Annotated in this window: 21 protein-coding genes; 8 read left to right on the forward strand and 13 right to left on the reverse strand. The window is 68.9% G+C overall.

What is annotated here, in order from left to right; genetic code table 11:
• Positions 1–3 precede the first annotated feature (3 nt).
• Positions 4–1,533, reverse strand: coding sequence for a stealth family protein (locus tag ACYVK3_RS13270; RefSeq protein WP_460497803.1), 1,530 nt, complete (start codon positions 1,531–1,533; stop codon positions 4–6).
• Positions 1,534–1,937: 404 nt separating this feature from the next.
• Positions 1,938–2,573: a 2'-5' RNA ligase family protein gene (locus ACYVK3_RS13275; RefSeq protein ID WP_460497804.1), complete on the reverse strand. Its 636-nt coding sequence runs from the start codon at positions 2,571–2,573 to the stop codon at positions 1,938–1,940.
• Between the two features lie 279 nt (positions 2,574–2,852).
• Between ACYVK3_RS13275 and proC the strand changes: the two genes are divergently transcribed.
• Together proC and ACYVK3_RS13285 are read left to right on the forward strand one after the other, a co-directional pair.
• Entirely contained in the window at positions 2,853–3,659 is an 807-nt protein-coding gene (gene proC, locus ACYVK3_RS13280; RefSeq protein WP_460497805.1) for a pyrroline-5-carboxylate reductase family protein, read from the forward strand.
• Positions 3,660–3,815: 156 nt separating this feature from the next.
• The gene (locus tag ACYVK3_RS13285; protein WP_460497806.1) at positions 3,816–4,310 is read left to right on the forward strand and encodes a GNAT family N-acetyltransferase; all 495 of its coding nucleotides are present in this window, start codon (positions 3,816–3,818) and stop codon (positions 4,308–4,310) included.
• A 264-nt stretch (positions 4,311–4,574) separates the two neighbouring features.
• On the opposite strand, the gene bfr is transcribed toward ACYVK3_RS13285, so the two are convergent.
• The 4 genes from bfr to ACYVK3_RS13305 form a co-directional block, all read right to left on the reverse strand.
• On the reverse strand, positions 4,575–5,054 hold the full coding sequence (bfr, locus tag ACYVK3_RS13290) for a bacterioferritin (protein ID WP_460497807.1): 480 nt from the start codon (positions 5,052–5,054) through the stop codon (positions 4,575–4,577).
• Between the two features lie 164 nt (positions 5,055–5,218).
• On the reverse strand, positions 5,219–5,407 hold the full coding sequence (locus tag ACYVK3_RS13295) for a (2Fe-2S)-binding protein (RefSeq protein ID WP_460497808.1): 189 nt from the start codon (positions 5,405–5,407) through the stop codon (positions 5,219–5,221).
• 102 nt (positions 5,408–5,509) lie between these two features.
• Positions 5,510–6,517 carry a threonine aldolase family protein gene (locus tag ACYVK3_RS13300; RefSeq protein WP_460497867.1) on the reverse strand — a complete coding sequence of 336 codons (1,008 nt, stop codon included), beginning with the start codon at positions 6,515–6,517 and terminating at the stop codon, positions 5,510–5,512.
• A 32-nt stretch (positions 6,518–6,549) separates the two neighbouring features.
• Positions 6,550–7,560, reverse strand: coding sequence for a DUF6301 family protein (locus ACYVK3_RS13305; RefSeq protein WP_460497809.1), 1,011 nt, complete (start codon positions 7,558–7,560; stop codon positions 6,550–6,552).
• A gap of 142 nt (positions 7,561–7,702) precedes the next feature.
• On the opposite strand from ACYVK3_RS13305, the gene ACYVK3_RS13310 reads away from it, so the two are divergent.
• The 3 genes from ACYVK3_RS13310 (at position 7,703) to ACYVK3_RS13320 (ending at position 10,129) form a co-directional block, all read left to right on the forward strand.
• Entirely contained in the window at positions 7,703–8,374 is a 672-nt protein-coding gene (locus tag ACYVK3_RS13310) for a DUF3159 domain-containing protein (protein WP_460497810.1), read from the forward strand.
• 185 nt (positions 8,375–8,559) lie between these two features.
• A complete protein-coding gene (locus ACYVK3_RS13315; protein WP_460497811.1) occupies positions 8,560–9,252 on the forward strand; it encodes a Crp/Fnr family transcriptional regulator in 693 nt (230 codons plus the stop codon).
• A 298-nt stretch (positions 9,253–9,550) separates the two neighbouring features.
• The gene (locus tag ACYVK3_RS13320; protein ID WP_460497812.1) at positions 9,551–10,129 is read left to right on the forward strand and encodes a hypothetical protein; all 579 of its coding nucleotides are present in this window, start codon (positions 9,551–9,553) and stop codon (positions 10,127–10,129) included.
• A 37-nt stretch (positions 10,130–10,166) separates the two neighbouring features.
• Here ACYVK3_RS13320 and ACYVK3_RS13325 read toward each other — a convergent pair whose 3' ends face one another.
• From ACYVK3_RS13325 to ACYVK3_RS13350, 6 genes are read right to left on the reverse strand one after another with little or no spacing between them, the layout of a single operon-like run.
• Positions 10,167–12,140, reverse strand: a complete 1,974-nt coding sequence (locus ACYVK3_RS13325) for a beta-galactosidase (RefSeq protein WP_460497813.1) — start codon at positions 12,138–12,140, stop codon at positions 10,167–10,169.
• A gap of 13 nt (positions 12,141–12,153) precedes the next feature.
• Positions 12,154–13,146 carry an ABC transporter ATP-binding protein gene (locus ACYVK3_RS13330; RefSeq protein ID WP_460497814.1) on the reverse strand — a complete coding sequence of 331 codons (993 nt, stop codon included), beginning with the start codon at positions 13,144–13,146 and terminating at the stop codon, positions 12,154–12,156.
• A complete protein-coding gene (locus ACYVK3_RS13335) occupies positions 13,143–14,153 on the reverse strand; it encodes an ABC transporter ATP-binding protein (protein WP_460497815.1) in 1,011 nt (336 codons plus the stop codon). Before ACYVK3_RS13335 ends, ACYVK3_RS13330 begins: the two co-directional genes overlap by 4 nt.
• Before the next feature lie 7 nt (positions 14,154–14,160).
• Positions 14,161–15,303, reverse strand: a complete 1,143-nt coding sequence (locus ACYVK3_RS13340; RefSeq protein WP_460497816.1) for an ABC transporter permease — start codon at positions 15,301–15,303, stop codon at positions 14,161–14,163.
• A 7-nt stretch (positions 15,304–15,310) separates the two neighbouring features.
• Positions 15,311–16,306, reverse strand: a complete 996-nt coding sequence (locus ACYVK3_RS13345; RefSeq protein WP_460497817.1) for an ABC transporter permease — start codon at positions 16,304–16,306, stop codon at positions 15,311–15,313.
• A 14-nt stretch (positions 16,307–16,320) separates the two neighbouring features.
• Positions 16,321–18,363 carry an ABC transporter substrate-binding protein gene (locus ACYVK3_RS13350; protein ID WP_460497818.1) on the reverse strand — a complete coding sequence of 681 codons (2,043 nt, stop codon included), beginning with the start codon at positions 18,361–18,363 and terminating at the stop codon, positions 16,321–16,323.
• A gap of 369 nt (positions 18,364–18,732) precedes the next feature.
• Between ACYVK3_RS13350 and ACYVK3_RS13355 the strand changes: the two genes are divergently transcribed.
• Entirely contained in the window at positions 18,733–19,173 is a 441-nt protein-coding gene (locus ACYVK3_RS13355) for a PH domain-containing protein (protein ID WP_460497819.1), read from the forward strand.
• Here the strand turns inward: ACYVK3_RS13355 and ACYVK3_RS13360 are convergent.
• Positions 19,170–20,081: a 2-hydroxyacid dehydrogenase gene (locus ACYVK3_RS13360; protein ID WP_460497820.1), complete on the reverse strand. Its 912-nt coding sequence runs from the start codon at positions 20,079–20,081 to the stop codon at positions 19,170–19,172. The two genes, ACYVK3_RS13355 and ACYVK3_RS13360, sit on opposite strands and share 4 nt — an antisense overlap.
• Positions 20,082–20,116: 35 nt before the next feature.
• Between ACYVK3_RS13360 and ACYVK3_RS13365 the strand changes: the two genes are divergently transcribed.
• On the forward strand, positions 20,117–21,268 hold the full coding sequence (locus ACYVK3_RS13365; protein ID WP_460497821.1) for a PQQ-dependent sugar dehydrogenase: 1,152 nt from the start codon (positions 20,117–20,119) through the stop codon (positions 21,266–21,268).
• A complete protein-coding gene (locus ACYVK3_RS13370) occupies positions 21,268–22,866 on the forward strand; it encodes a metallophosphoesterase family protein (RefSeq protein ID WP_460497822.1) in 1,599 nt (532 codons plus the stop codon). The genes ACYVK3_RS13365 and ACYVK3_RS13370 overlap by 1 nt, the downstream gene beginning before the upstream one ends.
• Positions 22,867–22,886 lie beyond the last annotated feature (20 nt).

The following is a 22,886-nucleotide window of genomic DNA, read 5'->3' on the forward strand; positions in this document are numbered from 1 at the left end:
CGATCAGATCGCCAGCGGGCGCTCGTACGGGGACGGCACCGGGAAGTACGCCTCCAGGAACGAGCGCATCATCGCCGATCGCTCCTCGGCCAGGTCCGGGCTCAGCCCCGCGTCGTTGATGCAGAACGTCTCCCGGTCCCGGCGCTCCAGCAGCTCCGCCAGGCGCTCGCCCAGATCCGGCCGACCCAGCTCCAGGTAGGTGTCCCTGGCCTTGCCCGCGACGGCCCGGCCGGTCAGGAACGCGTAGTAGTGCTGCAAGGTCACCACCGAGATGTCCGTGACGTTGCGGAAGGCGCTGTTCGCCGTCTGCGTGTGGGCGTCGTTGAACTCCTTCTCGACTTCGGCGAGCACACTGCGCTGCAAGGGATAGGGCACGTGCTTCATCATCCGCGAGATCGTGCGCCCGAACGCGTGCTCCACCAGGGCCCGGTCGTTCTTGAACGCCGCGTTCGGCGGCGTGTCGGCCATGCTGACCGGGTCGAGGCCGATGAAGGTCTCGGCCGGGAAGAACCGGCTCAGCCCGTTCGGCTCGAAGAACGACTGCGGGCCCACCGGTCGGCCCAGGAACATGTCGTCGTTGAAGTACAGGAAGTGCTCCGAGAGGCCCTCGATGCGGTGCAGCTGCGTCTCGATCGCGTGCGAGTTGAACGTCGGCAGGCAGTCCGGGTCGTCGAACAGCTCGGCGTGGTCCACGACCGTGATCCCGGGCGCCTCGGCGTCGAGCCAGTGCGGGCGCTGCGCGTCGGTCACCAGGTACACGTTCCGGATCCACGGCGCGTTCAAGTGGATCGAGCGCAGCGAGTACCGCAGCTCCTCGCGGTCGATGAAGCGCGAGTCGTTGCACGACTCGGCGTGGTACGGCGACTGCTCGGCCTCGGCGCGGCGGCGCAGCCAGGCGTGGTCGGCACCGTCCACCCAGGTGAAGACGACGTCGATCGGGAAGGCCACGTGGTCCGGTCCCGGCCGGGCGAACTCGGCCCGGGTGAGGACGTTCGGCAGCATCGTGCGCGGGCCGCTGGCCAGCGGCGTGAACAGCCGCCCGGGCGCGGCCACGGCGGCGCCGTCGCGGCGGATGACCGGGCTGATCCGGTTGTGCCGGGGGGCGATGAGGTGTCCGTCGCCGGTGTCGGTCCAGAACTCGACGTCGCAGCCGTACTCGGCGCCGAATACGAGATTGCGGGTGGGCTCGGTCCACAGCCAGTCGGCGCGCAGCATCGGCACGTCGCTCATGTCCGTACTGCGGGGCCACACCGGCTTGTCGAGGTCCGATTCGGATTCGAGGAAGGACGGCTCGGGGGCGTACAGGCGGCCGCCGGTGGTGTCGCACAGCATCGCCAGGGCGGTGCACACGCGCTGGCGGTCGATGTCGGCGACGCCGAGCACGGGCCTGGTGAGGCTGAAGCCGGGCACGGCGAAGAAGTCGACGCCGGCGGCGGTGAGCAGCGCCGAGACGATCTCGAGGTTGCGCTGCCACACCTCGAGGGGCGTGGGTGCGGCGAGCGCATAGGCCGGGCGGATCTCGAGGGCGTGCATGATGTGGCTCGTGGCCAGGTCGGTGAAGAACCGGTACGGTTCGGAGACTTCGCCTTTGGCGGAGGGAGGTTCGACGGGGCGGGGCTCTGCCGGGTTCCGGACTCCTTCGAGCGGCGGAACATATTCGGTCGCTCGGGTTGCGATACGACGCTCTTTCTCGACAAACATCGACACCTCCTGACATACGGCAAGTTGCCGCTCCGGAAGGACCGGAGACTTCAACCGGCACTGTGGGAAGCGGATCTGTCCTTGACCACGCTTGAACACCACGTGGCCGGACATTGACACATGTCCCAACAGTAGGCCACAGGTCAGTGACGAAATAGTGTCAGAAAAGCGTCCGAACCGTCAACTGATTCGGAATTCACCTCGTGTCAACGTCGAGATGATGACTCGATGTCGTTCTACGCCAACGGGATTCGGGCTACGGTCTCCCAGGTGTAGGTGGACGCGTCCTCGGCCTGGATGACCCGCACGAGGTCCACGCCGGTGACTGTGATTTCGGCCCTACCGGGCCTGACGTCGCGAAGGTGGTTCTGGATCGCGCCGCGCTGGGTGTCGGCGCCGAGCGAATCGGGCCGGTAGGACAGCGAGACGTGGCCCGGGCCGCCGCAGGGCCGGCCGTGGCCGCCGTCGACGATCTCGTTGATGACGTCGACGCAGGTGTGCACCAGCTGCTGGAACTCGGCGTCGGGACTGGTGTCGAGCATGATCGCGCCGGTGGCGGCAAGCGCCGGACCGACGGTGATGTCGAAGGGCTCCTGCTCGCCGACGCGCTCGCGGAGCCGCTCGACGAGGCGGTGGCGGGTCCCGGCCGCGATGTCGGCGGCGTCGCACTCGATGGAGGCGACGGTGGCGTGGAGCCACTGATGCGGGACGGCGACTTCGCCGGGGACTTCCTCGATGACCGGGCGATACGAGTCCGCGACCGGCTTGACCTCGTCGAGATCGGTGAGGTAGACGTGGAGCTTGGTCCAGCCCTCGGGCCAGCGCTGCCCGGACCTGGGGGTTGCGGGCGTGGGGGGCGCAGATGTGTTCACTGCTCGGATGCCTTAGCGAATGTGTGAGAATCGGCCGCCTGGACAGGCGCCGCTGTTTGTCGTTCCACCGATGGATCTTGGTAGCACCGGAATCGGAGTCTACACACCCGCCTCGAGGCCGGACAGCCGGTTGTCCGGCTCGTCGCGGGCGTGCGGCACGGTCCCATGCGCTTGGACTACCCGGTCGTTCGCCCGCCTAGACGTGAGCGTGACGACGGTCGCAGTCTCGCGGACAAGGGTGCACAATCGGTGGGGCAACCGATTTCGAGGGGAGAGGGCATGCGGACAGTCGCGGTGCTCGGCGCCGGGAAGATGGGGCAGGCGATCCTGTCGGGCCTGCTGCGAGCGGGCTGGGAGACCGGCTCGGTGGTGGCGACGGCGCGCAGCGCCGAGCGCGCCGCGGAGCTGCGCGAGGCCCACGGCGTGGCGGTGGAGCCGAATGCCGAGGCCGTCCGGCGCGCCGACGTGGTCGTGGTGGCGGTCAAGCCGCAGGACGCCGAGGCGCTCCTCGAAGAGCTGCACGGGGTGTTCGCGTCGGGCGTGCCGGTGGTGAGCATCTGCGCCGGGCTGCCGACGTCGTTCTTCGAGAAGCGGCTGCCCGACTCGACGCCGGTGGTGCGGGCGATGCCGAACACGCCGGCGCTCGTCGACGAGGCCATGACGGTGCTCTCGCCGGGCACCCACACCGACGCCGCGTGCCTGGCGGCGGTCGAGGAGCTGTTCACGCCCCTGGGCCGCACGCTGATCGTCGAGGAGAAGCACCAGGACGCGGTCACCGCGATCTCGGGCTCGGGGCCGGCGTACTTCTACTACCTCGCCGAGGCGATGACCGAGGCGAGCGTGTTGATGGGCCTGCCGCGGGCGGTGGCCTGCGAGCTCGTGGCGCAGACCGCGCTGGGCGCGGCGCGGATGATCAGCGAGGCGGACGCCTCCCCGGCGGTGCTGCGCGAGGCGGTGGAGTCCCCGGCCGGGACGACGATCAGCGCGGTGCGCCAGTTGGACAACCACCGGGTGCGCTCGGCGGTCAACGACGCGATCGAGGCCGCTCGGGACCGGGCCAGGGAGATCGCCGACGAGTACGCCTAGCTTGCTTCCCACGGGCAGGCCCACGGGACGCGGATGACCGTGCAGCGGCGCGAGCGCGGCTCTTGGCGGTGGCGGTGCCACGCGCGCCCGAGGCTCCGACTGCTTCGGCCTCGGGGCGCCTCACCCGCGCGCCGGTCCGCTGCTGTAATGGCGGGCATGCGCGAAATACGACACGGCCGCTTCGCCGAGCTCGACGGTGCGACGGTGTTCGGCCTGGCACGCCTCAGGCAGGAGGTGTTCGTGGTCGAGCAGGAGTGCGCCTACCCGGACCTCGACGACCGCGACACCGAACCCGGGACCGTCCACTTCTGGACGGGCGCGGGGACCCGGATCGTCGCGTGCCTGCGGATGCTCCGCGACGACGCGGGGTTGCGGATCGGGCGGGTCTGCTGCGTGCGGAGCGAGCGCGGCACGGGACTCAGCGCGAGGCTCATGGCCGCCGCTCTCGCCGAGGCGGGGCCCGAGGCCGACGTCGTCCTCGACGCGCAGACCTATGCCGCCGGGTTCTATCGCCGTTTCGGCTTCGTCGATCACGGCGCCGAGTTCATGGAGGACGGCATCCCGCACGTGCCGATGATCCGGACGGGCGCCGAGCGCGGGAAGGGCGGAGCGCCCGGCTCGCGCTCCGCCCCGTATCCCTCTTCGCGGTAGCTCGATTTGCGACATGACCGAGCGCAGCGGCGGGGGTGGCGCCGCCGCCGCCGTGAATCTGACTGAAAGTTTCGCGAAACTTTCATCCGAAGTATCGATATGTTACGATCCCCTGGTCGACGCTGTCAAGACCAGCGTCGACCTACCACTGTGGTGGAGATGTGAGGGGCTCTGCCGCAAATGAAGAGGGGGCCGGCGTAGCCGGTCCCCTCTTCCATGTCTTCCACTTATCGGAACCACGGCGAAACTTCCGCCACGCCGCCGCTACTCGCTGGGCTGCTCGATGAGCGACTGGATGTACAGCTGCTCGCCGATCTTCTCGATGATGTCGAGCTGCGTGTCCAGGTAGTCGATGTGGTGCTCCTCGTCCTCGAGAATGCTCTCGAAGAGGTCCCGCGAGACGTAGTCCTTCACCGATTCCATGTACTCGATGCCGCGCTTGAGGCGGTCGATGGCCTCGACCTCGATCTCGCGGTCGCACCGGAAGATCTCGGGCACGTTCTGGCCGATGCGCAACGGGAAGAGCCGCTGGTAGTTCGGCAGGCCCTCGAGGAAGAGGATGCGGTCGGTGAGCACTTCGGCATGGCGCATCTCGTCGAGCGACTCGGCCCGGGTGTACTTCGCCAGCTTCGTGTAGCCCCAGTGCTCCTGCATCTTGGCGTGCAGAAAGTACTGGTTGATCGCGGTGAGCTCGGCGCTCAGCTGCTCGTTGAGGAATTCGATGACTCGCTCGTCGCCCTGCATGTCGCTCCGTCCTTCCCAAGAGTCGTCAGTGGTCGGCCCGAGGCCGGCGAAACCCAGCGTATGACGAGGTGAGGACGGGTTACCAGTCAGGAATGCCTAAAAGAGGACAAGCTAGCCTTACCACTGGCGGTGCCAAAGGGACACGAATGACGCGAGGAGGCCGCTCAGGCGGCCGCCGGGACGGCTTCACCGGCGAAATGGCGCTCGATCATGTCGACCAGGCGCTCGCGACAGTTGCCGCAGCCGGTGCCGGCGTCGCAGGCGTCGCCGATCGCCTCTTCGGTATGCGCGCCCGCACGGATGCAGTCACGGACCTCGTGGTCGTGGACTCCGTAGCAAATGCAGGCGTACATCCCCGAGACCTCCGGGAGCTTAGGTTCGACTAACTAAGGAATGCCTAAGCTACCTTCGGTGCGGACCGATCGGCAACATCCGAGCGGTGCGGGTTTTCCGGCCTAGCGGACGAGTTCGCCGAGGACCTTGATCGCGTGGTCGATTCCGGCGTCGTCGACGTCGAGGTGCGTGAGCAGCCGCCCCCAGTCGGCCCCGAGCACGGAGATGCGGACGTCCTGCTCGGCCGCGGCCGCTCCCACCTCCGCGATCTGGGGGCTGCGCAGCAGCACCACGTTCGTCTCCACGCGGGAGGCGTCGCAGACGCCGAAGGGCTCGAGCGCCTCGGCGAGGCGCCTGGCCCGGGCGTGGTCGTCGGCGAGCCGATCGATGTTGTTGTGGAGGGCGTAACGGCCGGCCGCGGCGAGGTAGCCGACCTGGCGCATGCCGCCGCCGAGCCGCTTGCGGATGACGCGGGCGCGCTCGGCGCGCTCGGCGTCGGTGATGACGAGCGAGCCGACGGGGGCGCCCAGGCCCTTGGACAGGCACACCGAGACGGTGTCGAACAGGCTCCCGTACTCGTGGAGCGGCACGCCGGTGGCGGCGTGGGCGTTCCAGATGCGGGCGCCGTCGAGGTGCAGCGCGAGACCGTAGGCGTCGGCGAGCTCCCGCAGCTCGCGCAGCGCGGCGATCGGCTGGACGGTCCCGCCGCCGATGTTGTGCGTGTTCTCGACCTCGATGGCGCGCGTGGTGGTCGCGTAGGGATTCGGCCGGTTGATCATCGGCTCGACGAGGGCGGGGTCGAGACGCCCGTCGGGGGTGGTCCAGGTGCGGGTGGAGACGCCGCCGAGCGCGGCGGCCGCGCCCATCTCGAAATTGACGACGTGCGACTTGGCATCGCACAGCAGCTCGGAGCCGGGCGGCACGAGCAGCTGCACGGCGATCTGGTTGGCCATGGAGCCGGTCGGCGTGAAGACCGCCGCCTCGTGCCCGAACAGGGCGGCGACCTCGGCTTCGAGGGCGTTGACGGTGGGGTCCTCGCCGTAGACGTCGTCGCCGACTTCGGCGGCGGCCATCGCCTCGAGCATGGCCTGGCTGGGGCGTGTCACGGTGTCGGAGCGCAGATCGACGATCATGCCGAAACCCTAACGCGCTCCGCCTGACCCTAGTAGGGGTTGTCCCCGCTGCCGATGCCGAGGACCGGGAGGTACATGCGCTCGCCGTCGGCGGTGAAGCCGTCGTAGACGATGTCGAACAGGTCCTGGATGCCGAAGGCCCGGAGGGCGTCGACCATCATGTGCGCGGCCTGCGTGGTGGCGGCGCGGTCGGTCGAGGGGAAGGTGCGCGACCAGTTCGGCTGCGCGCCGCTGGGGGCGCGGAATCCCATGCTCGGCAGGTTCGACAGGCCGCCGCGCCAATTGCCCTTGACGGCGGCGGAGGCCTCGACGCGGAGGCCGCCGTCGACGAAGGCGGCCACGTAGCGGGCGGACCAGTCGCCGGTGCGCAGCAGGACCGTGCCGGTGGTGTCGATGGTCGGCACGTCGGCCGCCATGTCGCCCAGCAGCGAGCTGAGCCGCTCGGTGAACTCCCCCATGTCGTAGCAGGCCGGTTCGGTCGGGTGCTTGCTCTTGCGCGAGAAGGCCTGCCAGCCGGAGACGTCGCCCTTGCCGACCGCGTGGGCCTCGAGCTGCTCGAACAGGTGCGGCGAGAGCAGGCGCAGGGTGACGCCGCCGTGGAAGCGGCGCAGGTGGAGTTCGAAGACCAGCTCGCCGCGGTACCAGCGGATCCACGGGCCGCCGTCGCCGCCGCGCACCTCGGGCGCGCCGAGCTCGTTCATCATGGTGCGCAGGACCTCGCGGAAGATCATCGTCCGGTGGTTCTCGCCCTGGCGGCCCCGCTCCGCGGAGCGGAGGACCATGACCTCGATCGAGTAGAAGTCGGCGCGGCCGGAGATCGGCGTCTGGGGCGGGACGGAATCGGCGATCGCGTTGCCGGTGTCGTACCCGGTCTCGGCGCGCCACATGCCGATGTCGACCTCGGCCGAGCGGACCTGCCAGCCCAGGTTCGTCATGGCCCGTTGGAGGTCGTCCTTGCTCCACCGCCCGAAGTCGGTCTGTCGGGCACGGCGGAGGAGCTCAACGAGTTGCGATTCGCTGATCCGGTGTGTGCCGAGCATCAGGTACTGCGCCAATCCATCCGTGGGTGGGGCCTGCCTGGGCGGAAACCCAGCGGCTCGCTGTGCTTAGGATAGCCTTGCCTGACGTAGCGGGTCCATGAGGGTTGAGGGTTGGCAGTTGTCATCTAAAGCGTCCGATACTGTGCGGCAAGACACGCTCGTCAGCCTACTAGGCGGCAGGCGCGGCGCGTTCGACGCCACCGCCCCACTTGTGGTGTTCATCCTCACCTGGCTCGCCGCCGGCAACTCGATCGCCTGGGGCGTGGCGGCTTCGCTCGCCTCGGCGACGGTGATCGCCCTCGTGCGCCTCCGGCAGCGGACGAAGCCTCGTGCGGTCATCCTCGGACTGCTGAGCGTCTGCCTCGCCGGCATCATCGTCCTCTACACAGGACGAGCGGCGGACATCCTCCTCCCCCGCATCCTCTCCAACGCCGCCAGCGCCCTGGTGTGGGCCGGCTCGATCGCGTTCCGCTGGCCGCTCCTCGGCGTCATCGTGGGGGTCCTGCTGGGACAGCGGTCGCGTTGGAGGCTGGACCCCGACCTCCTGCGCGCCTACAGTGCCGCCTCGTGGGCGTGGGTGGCGATGTACGCGCTGCGCGTGGCGATCCTGACGCCGTTCTGGCTCACCGAGCAGGCGACGGTCGCGGTGCTCGGCGGCGGCGCGGCGCAGGTGCTCCTCTCATGGCCCCTCCTGGTCCTCTGCCTTGGAGTCTCCGGAGCGGTGATCAAGGCCCGCCTCCCCCAAGCCCATCCCGGCCTGCGTCATCCCGTCATCGCGAACGAACCGCCGCCCGCCCCCGAGCGACAGCGCTGACCGCACCGGGCGCCGGACGCGACGACCGCTCGGCGCGCACCGCCCTACACCGCACGGCCTCCGTTCGCCTCGTCCCCATGCGCACCCAGCGGTGTCGGTAGCGGCGCACACAGTTTTGTCAAATCCCTGACACTAGCTGTGTCAAGCACGTGATCTTGAAGTGTGAACCAATACACTTATGAACTATGGACGGCTCCACCGGTACGACGCGGGAACCGCTGCTGACCGAGGCAGAGCGGACGGAGCTCCATGCCAAGGGCTACACCGTCACCTATCCCGCTGGAACCATCGTCATCCACCAGGGCGACCCCTCGGACTTCGTGCTCTACATGTCCGAGGGCTGGGCCAAGGCCGTCTCCGCCACGAGCGGCGCGATCGTCGAGATCCACGGGCCCGACAGCGTGATCGGCGAGCTCTCGGCGCTGACCGGGACGCAGCGGTCGGCGGACATCGTCACCCTTACCGATGTCGCCGCCCTGCTCATCCCCGGCCCGGTCTGGCGTGATTTCATCGAATCCAACGCCCGCGCCACGTATGCCCACTACTCGCGGCTGGCGCATCGGTTTCGCGATTCCGACAGCGCGCGGGGCGAATCGCTCACGAGCAGTGAGCATCGAGTGGCGAAGGCCATCCTCAAACTGGCCCGATCCGGAATGGGGGCCACGGTGGACGGCGATCTCGTATTCGACCAGATCACGCAGAAGGACATCGGCGCGATCGCGAAACTGTCCCGTGAGTCGGTCAATGCGGTACTCAAGCGACTCAGCAAGAACGGCTTGGTCTCCACCGGGCGCAAGCGTCTGGTCGTACACGACCTGACCGCGGTGCGACGTATCGTGGCGGGCCAGGAGCCCGCCGGATGGAACGGGAAGGAATGAGCGATCATGTGGCTGTTCGATTCCGACGCCCTCCCGTTACTCGTCCCTGTCGTCGCCTCCGCGGCCGTGGTGGTACGGTCCTGGATCAGGCATCGGACCATCACGACTCGCGAGCGGGCCCGCACCGAGCGCTTCCAGCATCTACTGCGGGATTGCACTCCGGCCCAGCGCGCTGAAATCCTGCGAGCGCTCCGCGGTTCCGGAAACCTCGATGCCTGACGCGGACCCGCGTCGTTCCCGCCTCGTCCCTCTTCGCAATTCCGACTACGGGCACGCTTCGAATCGTTAGGAACTCGTCTTGAACATGCGCAGCGGCGCGACATACGACGGCAGAGCATTGATCGATCTCGTCTGGCAGCTCGTGCGCGACGAAGCGTTCGATCCGCGGGAGTTCGTACTGGCGGGCAGCGCGAGACTGTGGCGTGAGGGATGCATTCCCAGGCTCTCCGACCTCGATCTCGTGGCCATCGGCAGAACCTGGGACCGCGCATGGGAATTGGGACTCGACGGGACCGGCGAGTTCGGCAGCGGCTCGTTGAACATGGGCAAGACCGTCCTCCTATTCGGAGGGCGCATTGAGGTGTCGAACGCTTGGATCCCGCCGTACAGCGATCCGCACCGGCTCATCGAGTGCGCCGAGATCATCGACGAACTGCGCTATCCGACGATCGCGGCCGTCGTCGACTACAAGCGCGCCATCGGCAGGCCGAAGGACTTGTCCGATCTGGAGGCGTTCGCCCGCTATCGAAGCCGCATGCGGGTGAACCGGCGGTCCGAACACCCGTCAGGCGGCGCCGCCGCCGAGAACGGCGCCGCGGCGCTCAAGCCGCACATGACCGATCTGTCGGCGCTTCCCGCGATGTCGCGCACGAGCTGAGACATCGCGGGAAGCGTCCGCATCCGAGCGGCGCCGCTCAGCTCTCGCGGACGACGGCCGCGCTGTGGCCGTGGAGGTGGGTCCTCGGGGTCCAGGTCGCTCCCGTCAACAGGTCGGTGCCTTCGGTGGGCACGGTGTAGGCCCTGTCGGTGTGATTGATCGCGAAGAGGTAACTCCGTCCGTCCTCATGCGTGCGCCGCACCGCCTCCACGCCTCTCGGCAGACCCGGGAGCGCCCCGCTCAGGTCCAGCCGGTCGAGGAACGGGTCGAGGTCGGCCAGGCGCGTCGAGAGATACCAGACCTCGCCCTTGCCCAGCTCGCGCCGGAATATCGCCCCGGTAGACGGATAGCCGATGTAGTTCGCCACCGTCTCGGCGTCCTCGGCGCGCGCGATCTCGGTCCACGTCTCACCCTCGCTCCCGTCGTCCAGCGCGACGGTCGCCCCCTCGCGCAACGGGCAGAACTCCTCCACGCGTACGCCGATGAGGTCGCGCAGCGCCCCGGGCAGGCCCGGGTGCACGTGCTCGTTGCGGTCGACGATGCCCGAGTACGGCCCGACGACGAGCGTGCCGCCGCCGGCGACGTAGCGGCGCAGGTTCGCGTCGTCGTCCAGCAGGTACAGGGCCGGCGCGAAGACCACCGGCCAGCGCGAGAGGTCCGCTTCCGGGTGCGCCAAGTCGGTGACGACGCCGCGCCGCCACAGGGCGGCGTGCCAGCGCCGCAGTTCCGGGTACGACTTCATGCTTCCCGAGGGCTGCCCGGGTGTGGAGGCGGCCCAGCACGACTCGTAGTCCAGCAGGATCGCGGCCTGGGACTGGACGGTCGAGCCCTTGATCTCGGCGAGCTTGCTCAGCCACGTGCCGAGCGTCTTGATCTCGCGCCACGTCTTGGTCTCGGTGCCGCCGTGGGGGAGCATGGCCGAGTGCCAGCGCTCGGTGCCGTAGCGGGAGGCGCGCCACTGGAAGAACATCGCGCCCTCGGAGCCGCGTGCCACATAGGACAGCGAGTGGCGCAGCTGCTCGCCGGGCTTCTTCGCGAAGTAGCCGCCGCGCCACGCCGAGGAGTTCGCGGCCTGCTCCATCAGCAGCCACGGTTCGCCGCCGGCCAGCCCGCGCGAGGCGTCGGCGCCGAAGGCGACCTGCGCCTCGGCCTCGATCGGTCCCTCGGGGATGATGTAGTGGTCGGTGGCGATGAGGCGGTCGGGCCCGGTCAGGTGCTCGCTCCACCGGTGGTAGTTGTGCGCGGTGAAGTCGCCGGTGACCATGAGGTTGGTCGTGATCGGGATGCCGGGGCAGCGCTCGGCGACGGCCTCGGCCTCGGAGCGGAAGAGCTTCAGCAGCGCGTCGGAGCTGAACCGGCGGAAGTCGAGGACGTGCCCGGGGTTGGGCGTCTCGGCGGAGACGCGCGGCGGCAGGACCTGGTCCCAGTCGGTGAACGTCTGGGACCAGAAGGTGGTCCCCCAGGCGTGGTTGAGCCCGTCGAGGTCGCCGTGGCGCTCGCGCAGCCAGGTGCGGAACGCTTCGGCGGCGGCGTCGCAGTAGCACGACCGGTAGTACTCGTTGCCGATGTGCCACATGGCGAGCGCCGGGTGGCCCGCGTAGCGCTCGGCGAGTTTGGAGGCCATCTCGACGACGGCCTTCTGGAAGGCCGGCGCGTGGGGGCAGTATTCGGCCCGCGCGCCGTAGTTGAGGCGGTGGCCCTCGGCGTCGACCGGGAGGGTCTCGGGGTACTGCTGGGAGAACCACGGCGGCGGGGAGGCCGTCGAGGTGGCCAGGTCGACCTTGACGCCGTTCTCGGCGAGGAGGCCCATGATGTCGTCGAGCTGCCCGAACTCCCATCGGCCGGGGCCGGGGTTGAGGCTCGCCCAGGAGAAGATGTTGACGCTGACCAGGTTGACCCCGGCCTCCCGCATCAGTTCGACGTCCTCGTCCCAGGTCTTCCGGGGCCACTGCTCGGGGTTGTAGTCGCCGCCGAAGGCGAGACCGTCCACGGTCGGGATTATGTTTGGCATACGCTTTCTTCTATCACAGGCTGACGATGCCGCGGAGTTCGAGCTCCTCGCTGCGCACGCAGCGGACGCCGTCCTCGAGGTCGATGACGCCGGTGTCGCACCGGCCGGGCTCGGCGTACCGGCAGCGTCCGGCGAACGCGCAGCCCGGCGGCGGATTGGTCGGGTCGGGCAGGTCGTCCGCCAGCAGGATCCTGCCGCTCCGGCCGCGCCGCGACGGGTCGGGGATCGGCACGGCCGACATGAGCGCCTCGGTGTACGGGTGCGAGGGCTTGTCGTAGAGCTCGGCGGTGTCGGCGAGTTCGACGATCTTGCCGAAGTACATGACGGCGACGCGGTCGGCGATGTTCTCCACCACCGACAAGTCGTGCGAGATGAACAGGTACGTCAGCCCGTACTCGGACTGGAGCTCGCGCATCAGGTTGAGGATCTGGGCTCGCACCGAGACGTCGAGGGCGCTGACCGGCTCGTCGGCGATGACGAGCTTGGGGTTGACGATGAGCGCCCGCGCGATGTTGATGCGCTGGCGCTGCCCGCCGGAGAACGCGTGCGGGTACCGGTCCATGTAGTCCGGTGAGAGTCCGACCTTGCGCATGATCTCGGCGACGCGGTCGTCGAGCTCCGCGCCGCGCGCCTCGCCGGTGGCCACGAGTGGGTCGCCGATGATCTGCCGCAGCGTCATGCGCGGGTTGAGCGAGGAGAACGGGTCCTGGAATACCATGCGGATCTGACGGCGGTACTGTCCCTTCTCCCGGCCCTTGAGCTCGGTCAGGTCGCGCCCGTCGTAGAAGATCGCGCCGCTGGTGGCCTTCTGGGCGCCGACGATGGTGCGGCCCAGTGTGGTCTTGCCGCAGCCGGACTCGCCGACCAGGCCGAGGGTCTCGCCCGGCATGAGCGTCAGGTCGACGCCGGACACGGCGTGGTTCTCGACCAGGACACGGCCGAACATATTGCGCCGCACCGGGAACCGGACGTGCAGATCGTTGATCTGGAGGATCGGTTCGCTCATGCTCGCTCTCCTTCGCTGTCGTCGTAGAGGACGCACTGCGCGGTCCTGCCGTCGGCGAAGACCACCTCGGGCGGTTCGTCGATGTCGCAGCGGCCGGCGATGGCCTCGGTGCAGCGCGGGTGGAAGGAGCAGCCCTTGGGCCGGTGCAGCGGGTTCGGCACCGTCCCGGGGATGGTGGGCAGGTCTCGGCCCCGATCGCGCCCGAGGACCGGCACGGATTCGAGCAGCGCCTTGGTGTACGGGTGCTTGGGGTCGGCGAACAGCTCCTCGACGCCGGCGCGCTCGACGACCTTGCCGAGGTACATGACGGCGACCTCGTCGGCCAGTTCGGCGACCACGCCGAGGTCGTGGGTGATGAACATGACCGCCATGTGGTGCTCGGCCTGGAGGTTGCGGATCAGGTCGAGGATGCGCGCCTGCGTGGTGACGTCGAGCGCCGTGGTGGGCTCGTCGGCGATGAGCAGGGACGGGTTGGAGCACAGGGCGATCGCGATCATCGCGCGCTGGCACATGCCGCCGGAGAGCTGGAAGGGGTAGGCGTCCACCCGCTCGCGCGGTTTGGGGATGCCGACCTGTTCGAGCAGCTCGATCGCCCGCTCGCGGGCGGCCTTCTTGTCCAAGTCGGTGTGGATGCGGATGGCCTCGACCAGTTGGGCGCCGATGGAGCGCAGCGGCAGCAGGGAGGCGGCCGGCTCTTGGAAGATCATGCCGATGTCGCCGCCGCGCAGCCGCTGCAGCCGTCCGTCGTCCGACTCGAGCGAGAGCACGTCGAACGGTTCGTCGCCGCCGTGCCAGGTGATGGTGCCGCCCTCGATCCGGCCGGGCGCTTCGATCAGTCGCAGGATGGAGCGGGCGGTGACCGACTTGCCGCAGCCGGACTCGCCGACGACGCACAGGGTCTTGCCGGCGTGCACCGTCAGGTCGACGCCGTCGACCGCGGGGACCGTCCCGTCATAGGTGTCGAAGCCGGTTCGCAGCCCCGAGATCTCCAGTAGTGGTTCAGCCATCAGTCACCTATTGCTTGTACGGGTCGGCGGCGTCGCGCAGACCGTCGCCGACGAAGTTGAACGCCAGCACCACGATCACCACGCAGAGGCCGGGGATGAGCAGCCACGGCGCGCCCGAGAGGACGCTCCACTTGCTCGCGTCCTGCAGTTGCACGCCCCAGGAGACGGCCGGGGGCCGCAGCCCGAGGCCGAGCCAGGACAGGGCGGTCTCGGCGAGGATCATGCTGGGGATGGACAGGCTCAGCGCGGCGATGATGTGGGAGGAGAACGACGGGAGCATGTGCCGGAACATCACGCGGCGGTGGCTGGAGCCGTCGAGCATCGCCGAGGTGACGAACTCCTCGCCGCGCATCGAGAGGAACCTTCCCCGCACCTCTCTGGCCAGACCGGTCCACGCCACCAGCGCCAGGATCGTGGTGATGATGAAGTACCTGGTCACCGGTCCCATGTCCGGGGGCAGCGCGGCGGCCAGTCCGAGCCACAGGGGAATCGACGGCACGGCCATGAACAGCTCGATCAGGCGCTGGATGCCGTTGTCGACCCACCCTCCGAAGTAGCCGGAGATCGCACCGAGGACGATGCCGAGCAGGAACGCCAGCAGGACGCCGATGACGCCGACCGAGGCCGAGACGCGGGTGGCGTAGACGAGCTGGCTGAACAGGTCCTGGCCGTCCGTGGTGGTGCCCAGCAGGTACATCGGCTCCTCGGGGTCCTCGGGGCCGATGAGATGCCGGTCCCAGGGGATGACGCCGAAGAGCTTGTACTCATCGCCCTTGACGAAGAAGCCGACATCGACCCGGTCGTCGGGGTCGGGCGTGTAGGTGATCCGCAGGCTCCGAGGGTCCTGTTCGGAGGTGTAGCCGTCGACGTGGAGGCCCCACTCCCAGCCGTCGCCGCCGTCGGTGTCGACGATCTTGAGCACCTGTGGCGGCGCGGTGGTGTAGTCCGAGTCGCGGTGGCGGTTGTCGAAGGGCGCGACGAACTCGCACAGCACGATGACCACGAGCATCCCGACCAGGAGCCAGGCCGAGAAGAGCGCGAGCCGGTGCTTCTTGAACGACCACCACACCAGCTCACGCTGGGAGGCGGTGGCGCGCTCGCCGTTGCCTTCCGATTCGACGGCGACGCCGTCGTTCTCTTTGAGGGTCATCGGCCTCTCACTTCTGGTATCCGAGTCGGATGCGGGGGTCGAGCCAGCCGAGCAGCATGTCCGAGATCAGCGTGCCGATGACCGTGATCACGCTGAGGACCATGATGATCGATCCGGCCAGATACATGTCCTGGGCCTTGAGCGCCCCCAGCAGGATCGGCCCGAGCGTCGGCAGGCTCAGGATCTGGCCGACGACGATGTCGCCGACCAGCAGGAGTGGCAGGATCCACCCGATCGTGGAGACGAACGGGTTGAGCGCCACCCGCAGCGGGTAGCGGCGCAGCAGCCGGCCCTCGGGAACCCCGCGGGCGCGGGCCGCGGTGACATAGGGCCGTCGCAGCTCGTCGAGCAGGTTGTTCCGGATGACGCGCACCAGTCCCGCCACGCCCGCGGTGCCGATGACGATCATCGGGATCCACAGGTGACCGAGCAGGTCGAGCAGCTTCCCGAGATTCCAGGAGGCGTCGCACCACTCGGGCGAGCACAGCCCCGACGGCACCGAGCCGAACCAGCTCACGCTGAAGTAGATGAAGATCAGCGCGATCAGGAAGTTCGGCGTGGCCAGGCCGAGGAAGCCGATCGTGGTCGCCGCGTAGTCGCCGATCGTGTTCTGCTTGACCGCCGAGTAGACCCCGATGGGGAAGGCGATCGCCCAGGTCACGATGAGGGTGGCGATCGAGATGCCGAGCGTCGCGCCGAGGCGCGAGCCGATGACCTCCCTGACGGGCTTCTGGTGCTCGAAGGACATGCCCAGGTCGCCGTGCACGACGATCTGCGTGAACCAGTTCCAGTACTGCTGGAGGAGGTTGCCGTCCAGACCGTATCGGACCCGAAGGGCGTCCACGTCGGCCTCGGACAGGCCCTGTCCTTGCACGGCGTACCGGGCCCGCAGGGCGGTCACGTAGTCTCCCGGCGGCAGATTGATGAGTACGAACACCACCAAAGAGATCGCCAGCAGTGTCGCCGTTATGTAGACCACACGGCGACCCAGGTATTTGAGCACTGTTCTTCCTCAGCCTATTCCTCGGAGATGTACCACTGCTCGGGCCGGGCGGGCGCGGGCGTGCCGTACGTCGGGTTCTCCGGCATGGACCCGCCGACGTTGTGGAGCGAGTCGGCGACGACCGCCCACGGGGCCGGACCGCGGACGGTGCCGATCGCGTAGAACTCCTCTTTGGCGATGTCCAGGATCTGCCGGAAGATCTCGTCGCGGGCCTCCGGGTCGGGCTCGGCCAGGAACTGGTCGTAGAGGTCGTGCTGCTGGGAGATCGGCTCCGACGGCGGCTCGTGCATCTCGTCGTCGCTGGCACCGCGCTCGATGTAGTGCGCCGACCACTGGCGTGCGAACATCGCGCCGCCGGCCTGGCCGCCGGCCATGTACCACTGCGTGGCCACCGTCTCGTCGATGTTGCCGCCGTCGCCGGTCCACACGACTATCTGGAAGTCGTTCTCGTCGAGGGCGCTCTGCCAGTTCTCGCGAGGCTGGCCGTTGATGTGCAGTTCGAGGCCGACCTGTGCCCAGGTGTCCTTGATCATGTCCATGGCGTTGACCCAGGTGGTCCCGAGCAGGGCGTCGTCGGCCACCAGGACGGTGAACTCGAGCCGCGTGCCGTTCGGGTGGGTCCGGACGCCGTCGGAGCCCAGTTCGTAGCCGGCCTCGTCGAGGATCTGGTTCGCCAGGTCGGTGTCGAACTCGGTGTACTGGGTGGCGAACTCCTCGTCGTAGAACCGGGAGTCCGGGTGCGGCGCGGCCTGGGAGGCCTCGCCGACGCGGTTCCACAGCACGTCGATGAGCTCCTGCCGGTCGATGGCGTGCGACATGGCGATGCGGAACTGCTTGTCCTGGAAGACCTCGCGGAGCGCGGCGTCCTCGTGGTTCATGTTGAAGGCGATGTTCATGTCGCTGGAGTAGGTCGACTCCAGCTCCACGACCGTGTAACCGCCGGCCGCCTCGTTGTCCACCGCGTCGGCGCGGTGGGCGTTGTCGTTGAAGTGCCGCGAGTGGAACTCGTAGTCGCCGTTGATCGCGTGGGCGAACATGGTCTCGACGTCGGCGACGATGTCGTAGCGGACCTCGTCGATGTAGGGCAGCTGGCTGCCTTCCTCGTCGACCTTGAAGTAGTACGGGTTCCGCTCGAACAGCGCGTGGCCGGCGTCGGAGACCGGCTGCTTGCAGGTCCAGGCGAGGAGCGTCGGCAGGTCCGGGTTCTCCCACATGAAGTTCCAGAGATTGCCCAGGGCGGTGAACCGTGAGACCCAGCCGTCGTAGCCCTCGTCGATCGCCTCCTGCTCGGCGTTCTCGTTGTAGTCGATGTGGAACTGCTCGAGGTAGTGACGGGGGTAGAAGGTGAAGCGCTGGCCGGCGGTGCCGCGGGACATGTCCTCTTCGAACAGCGGCTTGGGACCGCTGAACCTGACGATGAAGGTGTAGTCGTCGACGATCTCGAGCTCGCACGGCGATCCGTCGGAACTGGTCAGCTCGGGCGGGATGCCCTGGGTGAGCTCCGAGTTGAGGTTGACGTCGTGGAAGGCGAACTCGACGTCGGAGGTGGTCAGCGGCTCGCCGTCGGACCACTTGACGCCCTCGCGGAGCGTGATGGTGAACTCCGAGGCGTCGTCGTTCGACTCGAACGCCGAGGCCAGGTTCAGTTCGGCGTCCATCCAGTCGCGCGTGCGCTTGAGCAGGGGCTCGTAGGCGAGGGTGCGCCACAGCCACGGGCCGTCGGAGGCGCCGGTGATGGCGGTGTTCCAGGTGCCGCCGTAGACGCCGATGGAGTCGGTCGCCGTGATGACGACGGGCTCGTTCGGAAGGCGCTCCTCGACGGGGGGCAGATCGCCCGCCTCGACGCGCTCGGCGAGCATCGGGGCCTCGAGGCCCTTGTCGCCGCCGCTCTGGTCGGCTTCGGGGTCGGTGGAGAACCAGCCGCACCCGGCCGCCGAGGCGGTCAGGGCGGTGCCGCCCGCGACGACGAGGCCGCGCCGGGACATGGCCGGGTCCGGCCACGGGACGGACCCAGATTGCTTTTTGAACAGACTGGACTGGGGGTTGCGAGTGCTCATCGGTGAGCGCTCCTTCCGTGGTCGGTCACGGCCGTGGGGCGGCCAAGGGGTTTGACTGTGCAATTTATGGCTCGCAAGCGTTGCCAAGGGGCCCGGCTCGACCCCGTGCATCACCGAAATAGTGTGAACAGTTTCCGGAACTTATCTGAAAACTTTCGGTAATAGCGGTGAGACTACGGCAACACTAAAACAGCGTCAAGGCAGGTGAGCCACGGGCGGGATTACGAAACGGTCACGATTGGCAATCGTATTCCACTCCATGCCGCTGCGTCAATGTCGAAAGTTTCGGGGCCTCCGTTCGCTCCGATGCACCTCTCACGGGCGCGGCCGAGTGTCAAGGGGACGGGCCGGATGTGTCAGGATCGGAGCATGACTGCTGCCGAGCCGGTTTCCTCGCCCCGCCTGCGCATTCGCCGTTCCGCGGCGATCACCGTAGCCGCGTTCGTCGCCTGGCTGACCGTCGGGCCGCTGGCGCTGGCGCTCATCGTCGACCAGCCGCTGTGGGGCTGGTTCTCGGTGGTGCTGGGCGTGGTGTTCATGGCGGCGCCCGTGGGCGTCTCGACCTGGGCGTGGCGCTCGGGCGTGGACGTGACCCGCGAGGGCATCACGATCAGGGGCCTGCTGTCCCGGCGCATGATCGAGTGGCGCCACATCGACGGCTTCGCCACCGACGAGGAAGGCGTCGCCGCGATACTGGACGACCAGTCCCAGATCCGCCTCAAGCCGCTGCGCGCCGCGAACCTCCCGAGCGTCCTCGAAATCGGCGGCCAAGAACTCCGGGAAGCCGCCCCCGCACCAGCGGATCGCTAGTACCCCTCGGCGACGACGTTCTCGAGGGGCTCGCCGGCCGCGAAGCGGCGGATCTGCGGGCCCACCGGCTCATAGGCGCGCCGCACCATGCCGTCGACCGAGGCGCCCACGTGCGGAGTGATGAGCGCGCCCTCCAGGTCCCACAGCGGGTGGTCCTCGGGGAGGGGCTCGGGGTCGACCACGTCCACCGCGCAGCGCAGCCGGCCCGAGGCGACCTCGGCCACGAGCGCATCGGTCTCCACGATCGGTCCACGGGCCGCGTTCACCAGCAGCGCGCCGTCCTTCATGCGCGAGAGGAACTTCGCGTCCACCAAGCCGCGAGTCGCGTCGGTCAGCGGCAGGATGAGCACGACGATGTCGGCCTCCGGCAGCAGCGCCTCGATCTGGTCGATGCCGTGGACCCCGTGCCTGGCGCGCCTGGCGACCTTGACGACCTCGGTCCCCAGGACCGTGAGGACCTCGGCGACCTTCTCGCCGATGTCGCCGGCGCCGACGATCAGGGCCCGCTTGTCGCACACGGTCGTCTTCCACCGCACCCGCCACTCGTGGCGGAGCTGCCCGCGCGCGAACGCGTCGAACCCGCGCATCGCCGCGAGGATCGCGCCGATCGTCCACTCGGCCGTCACCCCTGTGTGGACACCGCGCGCGTCGCACAACGTCACGTGCGGCGGCACCACCGGCACCCACACCTCGGCGCCGGCGCTGAGCAACTGAATCGCCCGCAGCGACGTCATGTCGTTCAGCGGCGAGGTGACCTTCGACTTCGCCAGGAACGGCGGCACCCAGAAGTCGACGGTCGCCGGGTCGGACGGATATGCGCCCGGCCCGGTGAACACCTCGACCTCCACGCCGGCGGGCATGTCGCCGATGTACTCCCGGCCTTCCTCATGAGCGATCCATACCTTCACGCGGCAAAGCCTAATCCACCACTAGTCTTGGGGCTATGCGCCGATCGACATCGGCGGCTCTGGCGGCCGCGGTCATGTTCACACTCACCTCTTGCGCGTTCGGGGAGCCGCCCGAGCCCGAAGGCGGCGAGCCCCCGAACCTGCCCACGCCCTCGGGCGCCCCCGAGGAGCCGGCCGCCTTCATCGACGTCGTCGCCGAGAACCTCGAAGTCCCGTGGGGCCTCGGCTTCCTGCCCGACGGCACCGCCCTGGTCGGCGAGCGCGACACCGGCCGGATCCTCGCGATCGCCCTCGCCGACGACGGCACCGCCGCCGCACCCGAGGAACTGCGCACCGTCGACGTCCACCCCGACGGCGAGGGCGGCCTGCTCGGCCTGGCCGTCTCGCCCGAGTTCGACCAGGACCACACGGTCTACCTCTACTACACGACCGAGGACGACAACCGGATCGCCACGATCGACCTCGAATCCGACGCCGACCCCGAGCCGATCCTCACCGGCATCCCCAGCGGCCCCAACCACAACGGCGGCGCGCTCGCCTTCGGCCCCGACGGCTACCTGTGGGCCGCCACCGGCGACGCCGGCGACGGCTCGAACGCCCAGGACGAGAACTCCCTCGGCGGCAAGATCCTCCGCATCGACACCTCGGGCGCGCCCGCCGAGGACAACCCCGACCCCGACTCCCCCGTCTACTCCATGGGCCACCGCAACATCCAGGGCCTGGCCTGGAGTCCCGCCGGGGAGCCGTACGCCACCGAGTTCGGCGCCGACGTCGCCGACGAGATCAACCGCATCGAGGCCGGCGGCAACTACGGCTGGCCGCAGTTCGAGGGCCCCGGCGACACCGACCAGTTCATGGACCCGATCCTCACCTGGGAGCCGTTCGAATCCTCCTGCGCCGGCGCCGTCTTCGTCGAGCAGACCCTCATCACCGCCTGCCTGCGCGGCCAGCGCCTGTGGGTCGTCGAATTCGACTCCTCCGGCGCCGTCAGCGGCGAGCCGCAACCCGCGCTCGGCGGGCAATTCGGTCGGCTACGATCGGTCGCCATGGGCCCCGACGGGATGCTGTGGGTGACCACGTCGAACCGGGACGACCGGTGCGAGGAGGACCGCGGCTGCGTTCCGAACGAGGCCGATGACCGCATCATCCGCTTCGCCACCTCTTACGCCGTTGAAGGAAGGGTCTAATGCCCGACTGGCTCGCATCGCTCCCCCGGCCCCTCAAGGCCGCTGCGCGCTCCGTCCGCCGTGGCGCGCAGGCGACCAGGCGCCGCTCGACACGGGCCGGCGCCAAAGCGGGCGCGTGGTGGGAGCGGCTACGGGCATCGAGGCTCGCTCGCCGCCTCGCCACGGCCGTGGCGATCATCCTGGTGGGCGCCGCCTCGGCCGCGGGCGGCCTGCTGGTGGTGGGCGGCACCAACGCCGACATCGGCCCGTTCCGCACGACCGTGGCGCTCCACCCCGACATCCACGGCGAGACGATCGTCAACATCCCCCCGCTGGGACATGTGGTCTTCGACAGCCACGACGGCCCGCTCGGCGTGAACCTCACCCTCGACTCGGTCGACCCCGAACAAGCCCAGGTCATCATCAACACCCCCGACGGCGTCTCCACCGTCTCGGAGACCCTCGCCTCCGAGGTCACCGGCGCCGTGGTGCGCGTCGTCGTCGAGGCGCTGGCGATCGTGACGCTGTGCGGCCTGATCATCGGCGCGCTCGCCTTCCGCAACATGCGCCGCACGCTGCTGACCGGTCTGGCGTCCCTGTCGGTGACGGCCGCGCTCATGGGCCACGCCGCGTCCACCCTGCAACCCGAGTCGATCTCGCAACCGCGGTACGAGGGCCTGCTCGCCTACGCGCCCTCGGTGGTCGGCGACGTCGAGAACATCGCCGCGGACTACGAGGAGTACGTCGCCAACCTCCAGAAGTTCGTCACGAACCTCTCCGGCTTCTACGCACTGGCGACGAACATGCCGCAGCTGGGCATCGACGACAACTCGATCCGGATCCTGCACGTCTCCGACCTGCACCTCAACCCCTCGGCCTGGCCGGTCATGCAGTCGGTGGTCGAGCAGTTCAACATCGACGCGGTGGCCGACACCGGCGACATGAACGACTGGGGTTCGGAGCAGGAGGCCGACATCTACTCGCGCGGGGTCCAGCAGATCGACGCACCGTACGTGTTCGTCAAGGGCAACCACGATTCGGCGACGACGGTCGCGGCCCTGTCCGCCTACGAGAACGTGGTGATCCTCGACGGCGAGGTCCAGGAGATCGCCGGGCTGCGGTTCGCCGGCGTCGCCGATCCGCGCTTCACCCCCGACAAGGGCGACCAGCCGTCGAGCGAGTACGCCGAGCAGATGCTGACCCAGTCGGGCGAGCGGCTGCAGCAGGCCATCGAGGACGCCGGCGGTGCCGACCTGGCGATGGTGCACGAGCCGCCGATGGCGGTGCCGCTCATCGGCACCGTGCCACTGGTGCTGGCCGGACACCTCCACGAGCGGGCCGTCCAGGACCTCGGCGAGGGCACCATGCTCATGGTCCAGGGCTCGACCGGCGCGGCCGGGCTGCGGACCTTCAGCTCCGACACGCCGAAGCGGATGGACATGGACGTGCTGTACTTCGACCCGGACACCAAGGAGCTCACCGCCTACGACTCGATCTCGGTGGGCGCCCTGGGCGAATCGGACATCACCTTGGACCGCACGGTCATTCCGCCCGGCGAGGAGATCGACGAGAGCGAGGTCGTGAACGGCGAGCCGACCTCGCCCGAACCGACGAACTGAGAGCGGCCCGGCCCGGCGGG

It is taken from the genome of Glycomyces tarimensis, assembly GCF_054776215.1.

Excerpts from the sequence above, each read along its gene's own strand:
- ACYVK3_RS13325 (WP_460497813.1), bottom strand. The coding sequence starts at position 12,140 with ATGCCAAACATAATCCCGACCGTGGACGGTCTCGCCTTCGGCGGCGAC.
- bfr (WP_460497807.1), bottom strand. The coding sequence starts at position 5,054 with ATGCAGGGCGACGAGCGAGTCATCGAATTCCTCAACGAGCAGCTGAGC.
- ACYVK3_RS13315 (WP_460497811.1), top strand. The coding sequence starts at position 8,560 with ATGGACGGCTCCACCGGTACGACGCGGGAACCGCTGCTGACCGAGGCA.
- ACYVK3_RS13330 (WP_460497814.1), bottom strand. The coding sequence starts at position 13,146 with ATGAGCGAACCGATCCTCCAGATCAACGATCTGCACGTCCGGTTCCCG.
- ACYVK3_RS13370 (WP_460497822.1), top strand. The coding sequence starts at position 21,268 with ATGCCCGACTGGCTCGCATCGCTCCCCCGGCCCCTCAAGGCCGCTGCG.
- ACYVK3_RS13305 (WP_460497809.1), bottom strand. The coding sequence starts at position 7,560 with ATGCTCGGCACACACCGGATCAGCGAATCGCAACTCGTTGAGCTCCTC.
- ACYVK3_RS13340 (WP_460497816.1), bottom strand. The coding sequence starts at position 15,303 with ATGACCCTCAAAGAGAACGACGGCGTCGCCGTCGAATCGGAAGGCAAC.
- ACYVK3_RS13285 (WP_460497806.1), top strand. The coding sequence starts at position 3,816 with ATGCGCGAAATACGACACGGCCGCTTCGCCGAGCTCGACGGTGCGACG.
- ACYVK3_RS13365 (WP_460497821.1), top strand. The coding sequence starts at position 20,117 with ATGCGCCGATCGACATCGGCGGCTCTGGCGGCCGCGGTCATGTTCACA.
- proC (WP_460497805.1), top strand. The coding sequence starts at position 2,853 with ATGCGGACAGTCGCGGTGCTCGGCGCCGGGAAGATGGGGCAGGCGATC.
- ACYVK3_RS13335 (WP_460497815.1), bottom strand. The coding sequence starts at position 14,153 with ATGGCTGAACCACTACTGGAGATCTCGGGGCTGCGAACCGGCTTCGAC.
- ACYVK3_RS13270 (WP_460497803.1), bottom strand. The coding sequence starts at position 1,533 with ATGCACGCCCTCGAGATCCGCCCGGCCTATGCGCTCGCCGCACCCACG.
- ACYVK3_RS13350 (WP_460497818.1), bottom strand. The coding sequence starts at position 18,363 with ATGAGCACTCGCAACCCCCAGTCCAGTCTGTTCAAAAAGCAATCTGGG.
- ACYVK3_RS13355 (WP_460497819.1), top strand. The coding sequence starts at position 18,733 with ATGACTGCTGCCGAGCCGGTTTCCTCGCCCCGCCTGCGCATTCGCCGT.
- ACYVK3_RS13295 (WP_460497808.1), bottom strand. The coding sequence starts at position 5,407 with ATGTACGCCTGCATTTGCTACGGAGTCCACGACCACGAGGTCCGTGAC.